This window comes from Streptomyces sp. NPDC017056 (assembly GCF_044332485.1).
Taxonomy (GTDB): domain Bacteria; phylum Actinomycetota; class Actinomycetes; order Streptomycetales; family Streptomycetaceae; genus Streptomyces.
The window spans coordinates 397458-412860 of record NZ_JBIRPD010000005.1 but is presented as its reverse complement, the minus strand read 5'-3'; the positions used below and the strand labels follow the sequence as shown (position 1 = coordinate 412860).

Below are 15403 nucleotides of genomic sequence, written 5' to 3'. Positions count from 1 at the left end.
GTGCGGTCAAGAGGGTGTCCAACTCGGTCGTCACAACCCGATGCTGGACACCCTCCCCGCATCCGTGAACCCCGCAATCGGAACTACTCGTCTAGGGCCGGGTGACCAGTCCCTGTGCTGAAGAGTCCTGACGATGAGTAGCCGCGGGCGGCATGCGTCGGTCGATGTTGCCGCCCGCGGATCAGGCTGCCGGCCCGTCCTGGTCGCCTGACCGGACAAGATCACAAGAGAATTCGACCATCGCACGGCGACTGCATGATAGTCAGCTAATATGACTGCTGCTTCGTTCGTTATGGTCCACGTCGGCCAGGAAAAATCCCGCCGTCTCAATCTCGAGCACGGCCTCAAGACCCGCTCATGGGGCTTCCCGGCGGAAACCCCCGAACTGTCCGGGGCCCGACCCGACTTCGCCATCCTGGCCACCGGGCAGCAGCCGCGCGTCCAGTTGCCCGAGTGGCTTGAGGCCACGGCCACCCTGTACCTGTGCGAGGTACGCGGTGCCTTCTACCACAGCGACGCTCCGCACTGGCCGGATGAAGAAGCCGAGGGCCAGGCCCTTTACCGCTACCGGGTGGGTATTGAGCCGCTGGCTGTCTTGGAGAACGTGCCGCTGGGACCGGACGGGCCGCTTTCGCGGGAGGGAAGCGATGCCATCCGGCGCTCCGGCACGCACCGCGGTATCGGCAAGCTGGTGGGGATGGATCCGCAACCGCTCCTGGACCTGGCGGGGATTCCTGCCTTCTGGGACGAGAGCCGTGCTGTTCCGCTGGACAAGATTCCCGCGTCCCCGGTCGATCAGGTCAAGGTCGGCAAAAAGCCCAAGCCCAAGCCCAAGTCCTCCGGTCAGGGGTTCCTCTCGGACCCGAAGAAGCGCAAGGCGATCGAGATGCACGCGGAGGACATGGCCTTCGACCACTACACCGGGGACGGGTGGGAGGTCGAACGCCTGGGCAAACCTTACGACCTGCGCTGTACCCGCAAGGACGAGGAGCGGCACGTCGAGGTGAAGGGGACCACGGGTGCGCCGACCAGCGTCGAACTGACCATCAACGAGGTGCTGCACGCCCGGGATCCCGAGAACACCGTGGACCTGTACGTCGTGAGCGACATCCGGGTGGATACGAGCGTCGACCCGTACAAGGCCAGTGGTGGAGTGGTGCTGCACCACAAGGACTGGGAGCCGGCGGAGGAGGACCTGCGTCCCCGGAAGTACGAGTACCGGCTTCCCCAAGAGAGCTGACCCCACGCCCTGCCGTGACGCGCCCTCACTACTCCGGGCCTAAACGGAAGTTTGTGAAGAACCAGGTCAGGCCGCCGATGCTCAGGAGCAGGGAGGTCAGGCAGGCGCCGGTGAGGGCGCTTTTTCCCATAGGGCGGCGGCGGGAGGCTGCGGCTCCGGCGCCGAGGATCGCTCCGGCGGTGGGGGCGCCGGCGATGGCCAGTGTCAGCTGGGCGAGCAGGACGTTGGCGTCGTGGTTGCGCATCCAGTCGGAGCCGGACGGGTGCAGGACGGGGTCCAGTGCCATGGTCCAGGCCCAGATCCAGGGCGAGAGGAAGAGCAGGATGAGTAAAAGTGCCGCGAGCACGCCGGGCCAGGCGGGTGTTTCCTTGCGTTCCATGAGGTCAGCGTTGGCGAGCTGACGGTGGGTGGGTATCCGTCTTCGTACTCATTTCGAGCGCCCCGCGCGGTGACGCCGAGCGGGGCGCTCGTACGTCCTCAGGCCAGCGGCTTGGACAGGACGGCCTTGCGGTGGCTGAACGTCTCGATGGAGTACCGGCCGTGGTAGCGGCCCATGCCGCTCTCGCCGACGCCGCCGAACGGCAGGTCGGACACGGTCAGGTGGGCGACCGGCAGGCCGAAGCCGAGGCCGCCCGAGGAGGTCTCCTCGGTCAGCCGCCGCCGGGTCTCCGCTGAGTCCGTGAAGGCGTACAGGGCCAGCGGCTTGTCCCGGTCGTTGACGAAGTCGATCGCCGCGTCCAGGCCGGCCACCTCGACGATGGGCAGGATCGGGCCGAAGATCTCCTCCTGCATCACGGGGGCGTCGGGCGAGACGCCGCCGAGCACGGTCGGCGCGAGGTACTTGCGGTCCCGGTCGTGCGTGCCACCCGCCACCGTGCGGCCCGAGCCGAGCAGCCCGGTGAGCCGGTCGAAGTGCCGCTCGTTGACGATGCGGCTGTAGTTCGGGGCGGCGGCCGGGTCGTCGCCGTAGAGGGCGGCGACGGCGCGGGCGAGGGCGGGCTCCAGGCGGGCGGCCGTCTCCGGGTCGGTCAGGACGTAGTCCGGTGCGACGCAGGTCTGGCCGGCGTTGAGGAACTTGCCTGCCACCAGCCGGGCGGCGACCGCGTCGGCGTCCGTGCCGCGGTCCACGAAGGCGGGCGACTTGCCGCCCAGCTCCAAAGTGACCGGGGTCAGGTGTTCGGCCGCCGCGCGCATCACGATGCGGCCGACGGTGCCGTTGCCCGTGTAGAAGATGTGGTCGAAGCGCTGTTCCAGCAGGGCCGTCGTCTCCGGGACGGCGCCCTCCACCACGGCGACCGCGTCCGGGTCCAGGAAGCGGGGCAGGTAGCGGGCGACGGCGGCGGAGGTGGCGGGCGCCATCTCGCTGGGCTTGGCGACCACGCAGTTGCCGGACGCCAGCGCGCCGACCATGGGGGCGAGCAGCAGTTGCAGCGGGTAGTTCCAGGGCGCGATGACCAGGACGACGCCCAGCGGGTCGTACACCGTCCAGGCTTCGGCGCCGCTCAGGTGGGGCGGCACCGGCGCGGGCTCGGGCCGCAGCCACTCCTCCAGGTGGTCGAGGGTGTGGTCGATCTCGCGCAGTGTGAAGTCGATCTCGGTGCGGTATGCCTCGGCCTCGCCTTTGCCCAGGTCCTCGTGCAGGGCCGCGGCGAAGTCCTTGCCGTGCTCGGTGAGCAGGGCGCGCAGTCGCTGTAGCTGGTCGGTGCGCCAGTCCAGGGGTGCGGTGCGGCCGGTGCGGTAGGTGGCGCGCAGCCGTGCGACCACGGCGTCCGGCTGCTCGGGGGTGCTGCTGGTCATGGTGTCTCCGGTGGGTACGGGCGGGGCTGGGCGGGTGGTGGGCGGCGGGTGCGGAGGGGAGGGTCCGGCCGTCGTCCTGGAGGTGGTCGCTTGACAAGGTCAAGCAGCTGTTCCATGTAAATGCCAACAATTGCCGAAGTCAAGTAAGTCGCTATGCTGGAGTCCGTGTCCGACACCACACAACCCACCCCCGACGACCTCGTCCGGCCGTTCGCCCGCACGGTCCGCGGCTACTACGACGACCTCGCCGCCGCCGCGCTGCGCCACGGGCTGAGCACCGCGCAGGCCCGTGCGCTCATCGCCTTGGAGGAGCCGCTGTCGATGAGCGCGCTCGCCGGCCACCTGGTCTGCGACGCCTCGAACGCGACCCGGCTCATCGCCCGTATGCGGGAGCGCGGGCTCGTACGGCGGGAGGCGGCCCCCCGGGACCGCCGGAGCAAGGTGGTCACCGCCACCGAGGAAGGCCGGGCGCTCGCCCACCGGGTGCGCGCCGACATGCACGCCGTGCACGGCGCGCTCGAAGCGCTCACGCCCGAGGAGCGCGCCGCTCTGCTGCCGTTGCTGGAGCGGCTGGGCGGGCTTTTGGAGCGCTGAGGCCCGGCCGTCGCCTTTTGCTTCACCCCGGCGGGGTACGACCCGTCGTGATCCCGCTAAAGTCGGATGAATACCCGCTGGTGGAGGGCCTGGGCGGGCTGTGCGGGGCCGCGCGCCCCAGGGGAGGACGTAGATCCGCATGAGTCGCCGCTCCAACGGATTGGTGGCCGTCTGGGCCGAGGCGCAGCGTCAGCAGCAACGCCGGCAGGAGGCCCAGAGAAGGGCCGGTGAACAGGCCCGCCGCGACCAGGAGCGGCAGCAGCGCGACACCGAGCGCGCCATGGCCCGCATGCAGCGGGAGCGGCAGACCGCGTACAAGCAGCAGCGGGAGGCCGAGGCCCGCCGGCTCACCGAGGAACTGGACGCCCGCATGGCCGAGTTGTCCGGACTGCTGGCCGCCGGCTGCCGGGCCCCCGCGTTCACCGCCGCCGCGCTGCGGCGCCCCGAGCACGTCGAGGCGTTCGCGCCGGGCCGGTTGGCCGTGCCCGTGCCGATGCCCGATCCGAACGCCTACCAGCCGCAGGCCGCCGGGTGGCACGTCGGCGGGGCCCGCCGCGCGCAGGCGCAGGAAGAGGCGCGCGCCCGCTACGAGCGCGACTGGCACGCCGCGCAGGCAGCGGAGGCACAGCGCCTGCACCAACTGGGGGAGTACCGGCGGCAGTACGACCAGTGGGCCGCCGGGCAGCTGGCGGAGGTCAGGGGCCACAACGCCGCCATCGAGGAGCTGGTGACGGGGCTGCGCGACGGCGATCCCGAGGCGGCGGTGGAGTACTTCTCCGCCGCGCTGTACGCGGCCACCGGCTGGCCCGAGGGCTTCCCGCGCAGCGTCAGCGCCGCCTACGACCCGGCGGCCCGCCAGCTCGTACTGGACTGGGAACTGCCCGGGTACGACATCGTGCCCGCGGTCAAGTCCGTGCGCTACATGCCCTCGGCCGACCAGGACAAGGAGACCGCGCGGCCGGCGGCCCAGCGGCGGGCGGCCTACCGCGACGTGCTGGCCCAGTCGGTGCTGCTGGTGCTGCGCGACCTGTTCGCGGCGGACGCGTACGGCACGCTCGACTCGGTGGCGCTGAACGGTTTCGTGGACGACGTGGACCCGGTCACCGGCCGCCCGGCGCACCTGTGCCTGGCCACCGTCGCGGCGCCCAGGGCCGCCTTCGAGCAGCTGCACCTGGCGCAGGTCAGCGCGGTGGACTGCCTGACCGACGGGCTGCGCGGGCAGCTGTCGGCGCGCCCCGACCAGCGGGCCGCCGTCCGCCCGGCGCGGCAGCCGGGAGAGGTCGGCAGCGGAGTGGTGACCCACGGCGGCGAGGGCGACCCCGACCTGTTCGCCATGGACCCGATCGCCTTCGAGGGGCTGGTCGCCGAGCTGTTCCGCGCGATGGGCATGCAGGCCCTGACGACGCAGCGGTCCGGGGACGGCGGTGTCGACGTGGACGCGCTCGACCCCGACCCGATCCGCGGCGGCAAGATCATCGTGCAGGTGAAGCGGTACCGCAACACCGTGCCGCCGACCGCCGTGCGCGACCTGTTCGGCACCGTCCAGTCCGAGGGCGCCAACAAGGGCGTACTGGTGACCACCTCGCGGTTCGGCCCCGGAGCGCACGCCTTCGCCAACGGCAAGCCGCTCACCCTCGTCAGCGGGCCCGAGCTGGTCGACCTGCTGGCCCGCCACGGGCTGCGCGGACGGCTGGGACCGGCCACGGCGCCGGACCGGAGGCAGGCACCCGCCGAGGACGAAGAAGCCGCGGAGGCCCCGCAGGCGCCCGAGGAGGCTGCCGCCACGGGCAACATCCTCGGCATGAACTGGGCCGGCAACGTCGCTCTGGACGTCTGCGCGCTCGTCTGCCAGGGCAACCGCGTCCTGAGCGACGACCACTTCGTCTTCTTCAACAACAAGCGCACCCCGGACGGCACGGTACGCATGCTGTCCGGCTTCGCCCCCGACCGGGCCGCCATACAGGTGGACTTCGATGCGCTGCCCGCCGCCGCGGACCGGTTCGTGCTCGTCGCGGCCGTCGACCCGCAGGCCGACCCCGACGCCGACCTGTCCGGCTTCACGGACGCGAGCATCCGTCTCGTGGACGAAACCGGCGCGGAACTGGGCCGGTTGGAGGTCTCGGACGGGCGGAGCGGCGAGACGGCGCTGGTGCTCGGCTCCTTCCGGCGGCGCGCGAACGGCGACTGGGACTTCGTCATCGGCGGCAAGGGGTACGTGGGCGGCCTGGAGGCGCTGGTGCAGGAGTACGGGATCGAGGTCGCCTGAGCCGCCGGGGCGCGCCCTGCCGCCTCAGCTCTGCCACAGCCGCCTGAGCACCGCGTTCACCGCTTCCGGGTGCTCGCGGTGCGGGTAGTGCCCGGTGCCGTCGACGCGCACGTGCCGGGCGCCGATCGTCTCCGCCACGCTCTCGCCGCACACGGCCGGCGGCGCGGTGTCCGGGTCCGCCCGCCGGTCCGGGCGCGGGCCGCCGTGCACCCCGTTGACCACGACCTTGGGCCACTCGGCCAGTGCCAGCTGCCCCAGCGAAGGGCGCGCGGCGTCCAGCGCGGCCGGCTCGATCAGCGTCAGCGAGCGTACGGCGTCGGGCTGTTCGGCCGCGGCGAGCATGGCCACCGCGCCGCCCGTGGCGTGGCCCACCAGGTGGGCGCCCGGGTGCAGGAGCCGGCCGACGGCCTCGGCGTCGGCCGCGTAGTCGTCCCGCTCCGCGCCCGGGCCGCCGCCGGCGGACCGCCGGCCGACCACTTCGAGGCGGAACAGGTCCGCCAGCGGCTGCTGCGCGGCGAAGCTGTCCGTTCCGCACCCCGGCGCGCCGTGCACCAGCACCGCCCGTGGCGCGCCCGGCAGCGCCTCGTCCCATACGGTCACGTGCAACGGTGGCATCGGCCCGGCCGGCCGCGTCGGTGGATTCGGCTCGCTCTTCATGCCGGGTCACCCTAGGGGGCTTTGCGGCGTGATGTCGCCGGATGCCTCCGGTGCGTGGCCGCTGCGCGCTCACAGCCCCGCCAGCGCGGCCAGCTCCGCCGCCACCTCCAACTCCTCGGCACCGTCGCGGACTTCGCCGTGTTCGGCGCACCACAGGGCGTTTTCCACGGTGCGGGCCGCCGCCCACGCGAGCAGGCGCGCCGGGTCCTCGTCCAGGGCTTCGGCCACCAGCGTGAAGCGCTCGCGCAGGACCGGGCGCGGGTCGTCGTACTCGAAGGGGTCGTCGATCTGCTCCAGCAGCGGCCAGGGGTCGTAGCCGGGGTCGCCGACCATGGGCTTGGGGTCGATGGCGAGCCACGGGCGGCGCCGCGCCGAGAGCACGTTGCCGGGGTTGAAGTCGCCGTGCACGACGACCTCGCGGCGTGCGGTGGCGGGCAGTTCGCGCAGCAGGCGGGTGCCGAGCCGGACGAGTCCGGGGTCGTATCCGGGGCGCAGCCGGTGCATGCGTTCCTCGACGGTGCCGGCCCATTCGGCGCACACGTCGGCGACCCGCTCCAGCGCGCCGTCGGGCGGCGCGGGCGCGGCCCACAGCTCCCGCAGCAGCTCGGCGGCCCGCAGCAGGCGCTCGGCCGGCTCCGAAGGGTCGTCGCCCAGCTCCTCGCCGGGGTCGCACCGCTCGATCAGCAGCGCGTTGTGTTCCCGGTCCTGCCGCAGCAGGCGTACGGCTCCGCGCCCGTCCCAGGCGTACAGCGCGCGGGCCTCGCCGGCGGCCTCGCGGTGCGGCCACGTCACCTTGAGCACGGCCTCGGTGCCGTCGGTGAGGCCCACGGGCGCGACCCACGAGCAGCTGCCGCCGTGCAGCGGCGCGCCGAGCCGCAGGTCCCACTGCTCCTGGACGGCCCGGACGGTGGCGGGCAGCCGGTCCAGCCACGCGCGCCCGGAGGCGGTGCGTCCCACGGTCGAGTACACCGGCAGGCCGGTCGGGAAGAGGTCGTTTCGCAGGGGTGCGCCGGTCATGCGGGGGAGGGTAGCCGCGCCACGGGCCGTAGCTCGAACTGATTACCCCTGCGAACCGGTGTCCCACCGGTCGGGGGACAGGACGGGACCAGTGGTGTCGCCAGTGCGGTAATCGGTTTATTGCGCCTTTTGCGTTGATATGCGTGGGGCATGAGCTTGTACCGACCGTACGGCGCCGCCGCGCTTCTCCTCGCGCTGGCCGTGGGTTGCGGGGCCCAGCAGGGCGCCGGGCGGCCCGCTGGGACGGCGCCGGGGGCCGCCGGCGGTGACCCGGCCTCGGCGACCGGGACCGCCGCGCACCGGCACTCCGGGCACCGCGCCTCCGCGGGGTTCACCCTCGTCGCCTCCGGCGACGTGATCGCCTCGTACCCCTCCGTGCTGGAGACGGCGCGGCAGGACGCCGGCGGCGACGGCTACGCCTACGGGCCCGTCCTGGCCGGGGTGAAGTCCGTGATCGCGGGCGCCGACCTGGCGATCTGCCACCTGGAGACGCCGTTCGGCCCCGAAGGCGGGCCGTTCACCGGCTACCCGGCCTTCAAGGCGCCGCCCCAGGTGGCCGACGGGCTCAAGGAGACCGGCTACGACTCCTGCTCCACGGCCTCCAACCACACTCTCGACGACGGCGCCGAAGGCGTCCGGCGCACCCTCGACACGCTGGACCGGGCCGGGATCAAGCACGTCGGCTCGGCCAGGGACGCCGCCGAGGCGGCCAGGCCCGCGCTGCTCAAGGCGCCCGGCGGGGCGCGGGTGGCCCAGCTGTCGTACACGTACGGGACCAACGGCGTCCCGCTGCCGCCGGGCAAGCCGTGGTCGGTCAACCTCATCGACGCCGAGAAGATCGTCGCGGACGCGCGGGCCGCCCGCCGGGCCGGCGCCGACGTGGTCGTGGTCAGCCCGCACTGGGGCACCGAGTACCGGACCGAGCCCGACGAGCAGCAGCTCAAGGTCGCCAAGGCGCTCACCGGAGCGCGGACCGGCGGGCGGCCCGACATCGACCTCGTCGTCGGCACGCACGCGCACACCCCGCAGCCGTACGAGAAGCTCGGCGGCACCTGGGTCGTCTACGGCATGGGCGACCAGATCGCCGGGATCATGGAGAGCCCGCGCGGCAACTGGGGCACCATCGCCCGCTTCCGCTTCGAGCCGCCCGCGGCGGAGGGGCAGCGCTGGCGGGTCGCCAAGGCCGAGTACGTCCCGCAGCTGTCCGCGCACGGGCCGCCGCTGCGGATGGTCAACCTCGCCGCCGCCGAGGGCTTCCCCGGCGTCCGCGAGGGCATCCGCGAGGCCGTGCTGAGCAGGGGCGCGGCGGCGGCCGGGCTGACGATGGGCAGGTGAGGGGCGGTCGGGGGGCCGCGATGTGAAACCCTGAGGGCGGACGACACGAGACGGTGCGGGACGCGGAAGGGGCGTAACGGCGGTGGGTGAGAGTGCGGCCGTACGGTCCCGCAATCCGCGCGGGCAGGGGGAGCGCCTGCGCGAGGAGCTGCTGCGCGCCACCGAGCGCCTCCTCGAAGAGGTCGGCAGCGAGGACGCCCTGTCGCTGCGCGCGGTGGCCCGCGCGGCGGGCGTCGCGGCACCCAGCATCTACCGGCACTTCGCCGACAAGACCGAGCTGGTGTGGGCGGCGCTGGAGGTCAGCTTCGAGCGGCTGACGGCGGCGATGGCCGAGGCGGCCGCCGCCGCGGGCACCGACGATCCGGTGGACCTGCTCCGCGCCCAGCTGCGCGCTTACTGCCGGTACGCCGTCGACCACCCCGCCAAGTACCGCCTGCTGTACGAGACCCGCCAGACGCCGGTCGAACCCGAGCGGCTGGCGGGGCACCCGGCCGGACGCCTGGTGCGGGGGCTGCACGACGGGCTGAGCGCCTGTGAGGCCGACGGGTGGCGGGTGCGCGGTTCCCGCGAGGAAGCGCCGTACGTGCTGTGGTCCTCGGTGCACGGCCGGGTGATGCTGTGGCAGGTCATGCCGAGCCGCAAGGACACCGGGCGGCTGTACCGCTTCGTGGACGAGATCCTGGGCCTCCTCATGGAGCGGGACAAGTAGCTTCAATCGGCTCCAATCCGGGCGCTCCGGGAGCGCTCCGGCCTTATCCGGCACCCGAGTTCAGCGCGGGGCCGTTCACCGGGCAGTACCCCACCCCCCGCCGTCACGCCCGTGCATTACGCATGTAAGTTTACGGGCGTTAGGCGAACGTCCGTCTCATGGCGCACGCCCCCTGCCCGCGTGCTCGCAAGGAGCGACATGACCACTTCCCCCGCACCCGCCCCGCCCGTCGCGCCGGCGCCGCTGCCCGTGCAGCCGCCGCAGGGCTGCCCGTTCGACCCGCCCGCCGAGTTCGGACGGCTGCGCACCGAGGCGCCGCTGTCGAAGATCTCGCTGCCGGACGGCTCCGAAGCCTGGCTGGCCACCCGCTACGCCGACATCCGCGCGATCCTGGGCGACACCCGCTTCAGCTCCGACACCACCCGGCCCGGCTACCCGCTCAGCGGCATGACCGGCGGCGCCACCACGGAACACCGCGGCTTCATCCGCATGGACCCGCCGGAGCACACCCGGCTGCGCCGCATGGTCACCCGCGAGTTCATGGTCAAGCGCGTCGAGGCGATGCGCCCGGAGATCCAGCGGCTCACCGACGAGCTGTGCGACGCCATGGAGAAGCGCGCCGGCCAGGACGTGGACCTCGTCGAGGCGCTGGCGCTGCCGGTGCCCTCGCTCGTCATCAGCCTGCTGCTCGGCGTCCCGTACGAGGACCACGACGTGTTCCAGCGGCTCACCGGCACCCTGCTGTCCCGCACCGTCGGCGACGAGGAGCGGGAGACCGCGCGCGGCGAACTCCGCGCCTACCTGCACCAGCTGGTGAGCGCCAAGGAGGCGGCACCCGGCGACGACATCCTCGGCCGCCTGATCACCGAACAGCAGGTACCGGGCGAGATCACCCACGACGACGTGGTGGCGTTCGCCGCCCTGCTGCTCATCGCGGGCCACGAGACCACCGCCAACATGATCGGCCTGAGCGCGCTGACCCTGATGCGCGACCAGGAGACCGCGGACCGGCTGCGCGCCGAGCCCGGCCTGATCCGCGGCGCCGTCGAGGAACTGCTGCGCTTCCACAGCATCATCCGCAACGGCCCGCGCCGCGCCGCCACCGAGGACGTCGAGATCGGCGGGCAGCTGATCAGGGCCGGCGAGGGCGTGGTGGTGGCCGTGCCGTCCGCCAACCGCGACCCCGAGGTCTTCGAGAACCCCGACGCGCTCGACGTGTGCCGCCCCAACGCCCAGCACCACGTCGCCTTCGGCTACGGCATCCACCAGTGCCTCGGCCAGGCCCTGGCCCGCGTCGAGCTCCAGGTCGTCATCGGCACTCTGCTGCGCCGCTTCCCCGGCCTGCGGCCCGCGGTCCCCGTCGACGAGATCCCGTTCCGCACGGACATGGCGATCTACGGCTGCCACGCCCTGCCCGTCACCTGGTGACACCCCTTTCCCGCCCCACCTGCCCCAGGAGCCACCTGCCATGAACATCACCCTCGACGCCGACAAGTGCTGCGCCGCCGGCCAGTGCGTGCTGATCGCCCCCGACGTCTTCGACCAGCGTGACGAGGACGGCGTGGTCGTCCTCCTCGACGCCGCGCCGCCCGCCGACCAGCACGACATGGTCCGCGAGGCCGCCGCCATCTGCCCGGCCGCCGTCATCCAGGTACACGAGTGAGCCCCCGCCGCATCGCCGTCGTGGGCGCCTCGGCGGCGGGGCTCGCCGCCGCCGAGGCCCTGCGCCGCTTCGGCTGGACCGGCACCCTGACCCTGGTCGGCGACGAGCCGCACCCGCCGTACGACCGGCCGCCGCTGTCCAAACAGCTCCTCCAGGGCGCCTGGGAGCCCGACAAGCTGCACCTGCGCGCCGCCGACCAGCTCGACGCCCTCGGGCTGGACCTGCGCCTCGGCACCCGGGCCACCGGCCTGGACACCGCGAGCCGCACCCTCACCCTGGACAGCGGCGAACGGCTGGCCTGCGACGGCGTGATCGTCGCGACGGGCGTCGCGGCCCGCACCCTCCCGGAGGCGGCCGGACTCGGCGGGGTGCACACGCTGCGCACCCTGGACGACGCGCTCGCCCTCAAGGAACGGCTGTCCGGTACCGGCCATCGCCTGGTCGTCGTCGGCAACGGCGTACTGGGCTGCGAGGCCGCGGCCGTGGCCCGCGAGCTGGGGCACGAGGTCACGCTCGTCGGGCGCGAGCCGCTGCCGATGGCCCGCACGGTCGGCGCGGAGATCGGCGAACTGCTCGCCGCCGAGCACCGGGCGCGCGGCGTCCGGCTGCGCACCGCGGCCGTCGGCGGGTTCGACGCGGACGGGGACGGGCCCGCGCGGCACGTGACCGCCGTACGGCTGGCCGACGGCACCCGGCTGCCCGCCGACACCGTCCTCGTCGCCATCGGCTCGGAGCCCGCCGTCGGCTGGCTGCGCGGCGACCCGGCCCTGGACACCACCGACGGGCTGCGCTGCGACGCCTACTGCGCCGCGGCGCCCGGCGTCTACGCCGCCGGGGACGTGGCCCGCTGGCAGCACCCGGTACACGGGCGCGAGCTGCGCGTCGAGCACCGCACCAACGCCACCGAGCAGGGCATGGCCGCCGCCCGCAACCTCCTCGCCGAGCTGGCGGAGACCCTGCCGGACGACGGGGACGGCGTGCCGGCACCCGCCGCCGGGCGGGAACGCCGCCCGTTCGCACCCGTGCCGTACTTCTGGTCCGACCAGTACGCCCTGAAGATCCAGGCGTACGGCGTGCTCACCGGCGCCGACCGGACCGAGGCCACGGTCGTCGACCCGGAGGCCCGCAAGGCGGTCGCCCTGTACGGGCACGGCGGGCAGGCCACCGGCGTCCTGGCGATCGGGCTGCCGCCCCGCCAGGTACGGAGCCTGCGGGCGCTGATCGCCACGCCCGCCCCCTGGGAAGAGGCGTGTGAGGGCGTACGGGCCGCCGTCGCCTGACCCGACCCGGCCGCGGGCCCGCCCCGCCCCGACCGAAGGGGCGGGCCCGCGTGCCGCACACGGGCGTGACCGATCATGGAAGGCATGACCGACTCGTACGTACGGGTGCGCGGCGCCCGTGAGCACAACCTCCGCACCGTCGACGTGGACATCCCGCGGGACACCCTCACCGTGTTCACCGGCGTGTCCGGCAGCGGCAAGTCCTCGCTCGCCTTCGGCACCGTCTACGCCGAGGCCCAGCGCCGCTACTTCGAGTCGGTGGCCCCCTACGCCCGGCGCCTGATCCACCAGGTCGGCGCGCCGAAGGTCGAGGAGATCACCGGGCTGCCGCCCGCCGTCGCCCTGGAACAGCGGCGCTCGGCCCCCACCTCCCGGTCCTCCGTCGGCACCGTCACCACCCTGTCCAACACCCTGCGCATGCTCTTCTCGCGCGCCGGTACGTATCCGGAGGACGCGCCGGAACGGCTGGACTCGGACGCCTTCTCCCCGAACACCGCCGCCGGCGCCTGCCCTGAGTGCCACGGCCTGGGCCGCGTCCACCGGGTCACCGAGGAGTCGCTCGTACCCGACCCGTCGCTGTCCGTCCGGGACGGCGCGATCGCCGCCTGGCCCGGCGCCTGGCAGGGCAAGAACCTGCGGGACGTGCTGGACGCGCTCGGCTACGACATCGACAAGCCCTGGCGCGACCTGCCCGCCGCCGACCGGGACTGGATCCTGTTCACGGACGAGCAGCCCGTCGTCACCGTGCACCCCGTACGCGAGGCGGGCCGCATCCACCGGCCCTACCAGGGCCAGTACCAGAGCGCCAAGCGCTACGTCCTGCACACCTTCGCCGACTCCAAGAGCGAGACGCTGCGCAAACGCGTCCAGCGGTACCTGGTCTCCGCGCCCTGCCCCGGCTGCGGCGGGCGGCGGCTGCGGCCGGAGGCGCTGGCCGTCACCTTCGCCGGCCACGACATCGCGGAGCTGTCGGGCCTGCCGCTGAGCGGCCTGGCGGAACTGCTGCGCCCGACGGCCGGGGCGGGGGACGACGGGGTGGCGCCCGCCCTGACCGGGGACCTCGTCGCCCGGATCGACGTGCTCACCGAGCTGGGCCTCGGCTACCTGAGCATGGACCGCGCGGCCCCCACCCTGTCCGCCGGGGAACTCCAGCGGCTACGGCTGGCCACCCAGCTCCGCTCCGGCCTCTTCGGCGTGGTGTACGTCCTGGACGAGCCCTCGGCGGGCCTCCACCCGGCGGACACCGAGGCGCTGCTCACCGTCCTCGGGCGCCTGAAAGAGGCGGGCAACACGCTGTTCGTCGTGGAGCACGACATGGACGTGGTGCGGCGCGCCGACTGGATCGTGGACGTCGGGCCGGAGGCGGGCGAGCACGGCGGGCGGGTGCTGCACAGCGGGCCGGTCGCCGGCCTGGCGCAGGTCGCCGAGTCCGCCACCCGGCGCTTCCTGTTCGACGACGAGCCACCGGCCGCGCGCCCGCCCCGCGAGCCCGCCGGGGAGCTGGCCCTGCGCGGCGTCACCCTGCACAACCTGCGCTCCGTGGACGCCACCTTCCCGCTCGGCGTCTTCACGGCCGTCACCGGCGTCTCCGGGTCCGGCAAGTCCACGCTGGTCACCCGGGTCCTCGCGGACGCCGTCGCGGACCACCTCGGCGCCGGGCCGGAGGAGGACGAGGAGGGTGCCGCGCGGGCACGGCTCGCCGGGGCGGAGGGCCTGGAGGCGGTCGACCGCCTCGTCCGCGTCGACCAGAAGCCCATCGGCCGCACCCCGCGCTCCAACCTCGCCACCTACACCGGGCTCTTCGACGCCGTACGCAAGGTCTTCGCCGCCACCGACGAGGCCCGCGCCCGCGGCTACACGGCGGGCCGCTTCTCCTTCAACGTCGCGAGCGGGCGCTGCGAAACCTGCCAGGGCGAGGGCTTCGTCGCCGTCGAGCTGCTCTTCCTGCCCGGTACGTACGCGCCGTGCACGGCCTGCCACGGCGCCCGCTACAACCCCGAGACCCTGGAGATCACCTACCGCGGCCGCACCGTCGCCGACGTGCTCGGCATGACGGTGGACGCCGCCGCGGACTTCCTCGCCGACGTACCGGCCGCGGCGCGCAGCCTGCGCACCCTCCAGGAGGTCGGCCTCGGCTACCTGCGGCTGGGGCAGCCCGCCACCGAGCTGTCCGGCGGCGAGGCCCAGCGCATCAAGTTGGCCACGGAACTCCAGCGCGCCCACCGCGGCCACACCCTCTACCTGCTGGACGAGCCCACCACCGGCCTGCACCCGGCCGACACCGAGGTCCTGCTGCGGCAGCTGCACGGGCTGGTGGACGCGGGCAACACCGTCGTGGTCGTCGAGCACGACATGGGCGTGGTGGCGGGCGCCGACCATGTGATCGACCTGGGCCCCGGCGGTGGCACGGCGGGCGGGCGCATCGTGGCCGCCGGCACCCCGGCCGAGGTGGCGGCGGTGGCGGAGAGCCGCACGGCGGCCTACCTGGCGCGCCGGGGCGTGGTGACGGTCGGTTAATGTACCCACGTCAACTCAGCGAGACAGCGATTCAAGGGGGCACACCCGTGGCAGACATCGAGGCGGCCAAGGCGGCGTTCAACCGGTTCGACGCGGACGGCGACGGGCTGGTCACCGCGGACGAGTACAAGCGCGCGATGGCGGAGATGGGGGACCCCTTCGTCACCGGCCCGGTCGCCGAGGCCGTCATCGCGGCCAAGGACGGGAACGCGGACGGCAAGCTCTCCTTCGAGGAGTTCTGGAAGTCGCTGCAGGGCTGACGCCCCGGGCGCCTGCCGCCCGTACGACGCCGCTGACGCGGCCGGCCACCGCGGCCGGCCGCGTTTTT

At 73.6% G+C, this 15403-nt stretch carries 14 protein-coding genes; 10 read left to right on the top strand and 4 right to left on the bottom strand.

Annotated features, from left to right (window positions below):
- The first annotated feature begins 271 nt into the window (after nt 1-271).
- The gene (locus ACH4OW_RS12595; RefSeq protein ID WP_398027204.1) at nt 272-1240 is read left to right on the top strand and encodes a DUF3883 domain-containing protein; all 969 of its coding nucleotides are present in this window, start codon (nt 272-274) and stop codon (nt 1238-1240) included.
- 28 nt (nt 1241-1268) lie between these two features.
- Here the strand turns inward: ACH4OW_RS12595 and ACH4OW_RS12590 are convergent, their stop codons facing one another.
- Complete coding sequence (locus ACH4OW_RS12590; RefSeq protein WP_398027202.1) at nt 1269-1619, bottom strand: hypothetical protein; 351 nt, start codon at nt 1617-1619, stop codon at nt 1269-1271.
- Nucleotides 1620-1717: 98 nt separating this feature from the next.
- Nucleotides 1718-3037, bottom strand: a complete 1320-nt coding sequence (locus ACH4OW_RS12585; protein WP_398027200.1) for an aldehyde dehydrogenase family protein — start codon at nt 3035-3037, stop codon at nt 1718-1720.
- A gap of 165 nt (nt 3038-3202) precedes the next feature.
- On the opposite strand from ACH4OW_RS12585, the gene ACH4OW_RS12580 reads away from it, so the two are divergent.
- Both ACH4OW_RS12580 and ACH4OW_RS12575 read left to right on the top strand, forming a co-directional pair.
- Nucleotides 3203-3631 (top strand): MarR family winged helix-turn-helix transcriptional regulator, encoded by a 429-nt coding sequence (locus ACH4OW_RS12580; protein WP_398027198.1) that lies wholly within the window; start codon nt 3203-3205, stop codon nt 3629-3631.
- Between the two features lie 139 nt (nt 3632-3770).
- Complete coding sequence (locus tag ACH4OW_RS12575; RefSeq protein ID WP_398027196.1) at nt 3771-5897, top strand: restriction endonuclease; 2127 nt, start codon at nt 3771-3773, stop codon at nt 5895-5897.
- A 24-nt stretch (nt 5898-5921) separates the two neighbouring features.
- On the opposite strand, the gene ACH4OW_RS12570 is transcribed toward ACH4OW_RS12575, so the two are convergent.
- On the bottom strand, nt 5922-6497 hold the full coding sequence (locus tag ACH4OW_RS12570) for an alpha/beta fold hydrolase (protein ID WP_398027194.1): 576 nt from the start codon (nt 6495-6497) through the stop codon (nt 5922-5924).
- A gap of 126 nt (nt 6498-6623) precedes the next feature.
- A complete protein-coding gene (locus ACH4OW_RS12565; protein WP_398027192.1) occupies nt 6624-7571 on the bottom strand; it encodes an aminoglycoside phosphotransferase family protein in 948 nt (315 codons plus the stop codon).
- 150 nt (nt 7572-7721) lie between these two features.
- Here ACH4OW_RS12565 and ACH4OW_RS12560 point away from each other — a divergent pair, with 150 nt between their 5' ends.
- From ACH4OW_RS12560 to ACH4OW_RS12530, 7 genes are all read left to right on the top strand, one after another.
- On the top strand, nt 7722-8906 hold the full coding sequence (locus ACH4OW_RS12560) for a CapA family protein (RefSeq protein WP_398027190.1): 1185 nt from the start codon (nt 7722-7724) through the stop codon (nt 8904-8906).
- Nucleotides 8907-8988: 82 nt separating this feature from the next.
- Entirely contained in the window at nt 8989-9615 is a 627-nt protein-coding gene (locus ACH4OW_RS12555) for a TetR/AcrR family transcriptional regulator (protein ID WP_360130436.1), read from the top strand.
- Nucleotides 9616-9813: 198 nt separating this feature from the next.
- Nucleotides 9814-11043, top strand: a complete 1230-nt coding sequence (locus ACH4OW_RS12550) for a cytochrome P450 (protein ID WP_360130433.1) — start codon at nt 9814-9816, stop codon at nt 11041-11043.
- A gap of 40 nt (nt 11044-11083) precedes the next feature.
- Nucleotides 11084-11278, top strand: a complete 195-nt coding sequence (locus ACH4OW_RS12545; RefSeq protein WP_030022493.1) for a ferredoxin — start codon at nt 11084-11086, stop codon at nt 11276-11278.
- Nucleotides 11275-12558, top strand: a complete 1284-nt coding sequence (locus ACH4OW_RS12540) for an NAD(P)/FAD-dependent oxidoreductase (protein ID WP_398027187.1) — start codon at nt 11275-11277, stop codon at nt 12556-12558. Before ACH4OW_RS12545 ends, ACH4OW_RS12540 begins: the two co-directional genes overlap by 4 nt.
- An 84-nt stretch (nt 12559-12642) precedes the next feature.
- A complete protein-coding gene (gene uvrA / locus ACH4OW_RS12535) occupies nt 12643-15075 on the top strand; it encodes an excinuclease ABC subunit UvrA (RefSeq protein ID WP_398027185.1) in 2433 nt (810 codons plus the stop codon).
- A gap of 47 nt (nt 15076-15122) precedes the next feature.
- Nucleotides 15123-15335 (top strand): EF-hand domain-containing protein, encoded by a 213-nt coding sequence (locus tag ACH4OW_RS12530; protein ID WP_360130424.1) that lies wholly within the window; start codon nt 15123-15125, stop codon nt 15333-15335.
- Nucleotides 15336-15403 lie beyond the last annotated feature (68 nt).

Bases quoted from the DNA above. Each gene is read 5' to 3' on its own strand.
- ACH4OW_RS12595 (WP_398027204.1), top strand. From the start codon at position 272: ATGACTGCTGCTTCGTTCGTTATGGTCCACGTCGGCCAGGAAAAATCC.
- ACH4OW_RS12590 (WP_398027202.1), bottom strand. From the start codon at position 1,619: ATGGAACGCAAGGAAACACCCGCCTGGCCCGGCGTGCTCGCGGCACTT.
- ACH4OW_RS12585 (WP_398027200.1), bottom strand. From the start codon at position 3,037: ATGACCAGCAGCACCCCCGAGCAGCCGGACGCCGTGGTCGCACGGCTG.
- ACH4OW_RS12575 (WP_398027196.1), top strand. From the start codon at position 3,771: ATGAGTCGCCGCTCCAACGGATTGGTGGCCGTCTGGGCCGAGGCGCAG.
- ACH4OW_RS12565 (WP_398027192.1), bottom strand. From the start codon at position 7,571: ATGACCGGCGCACCCCTGCGAAACGACCTCTTCCCGACCGGCCTGCCG.
- ACH4OW_RS12560 (WP_398027190.1), top strand. From the start codon at position 7,722: ATGAGCTTGTACCGACCGTACGGCGCCGCCGCGCTTCTCCTCGCGCTG.
- ACH4OW_RS12550 (WP_360130433.1), top strand. From the start codon at position 9,814: ATGACCACTTCCCCCGCACCCGCCCCGCCCGTCGCGCCGGCGCCGCTG.
- ACH4OW_RS12545 (WP_030022493.1), top strand. From the start codon at position 11,084: ATGAACATCACCCTCGACGCCGACAAGTGCTGCGCCGCCGGCCAGTGC.
- uvrA (WP_398027185.1), top strand. From the start codon at position 12,643: ATGACCGACTCGTACGTACGGGTGCGCGGCGCCCGTGAGCACAACCTC.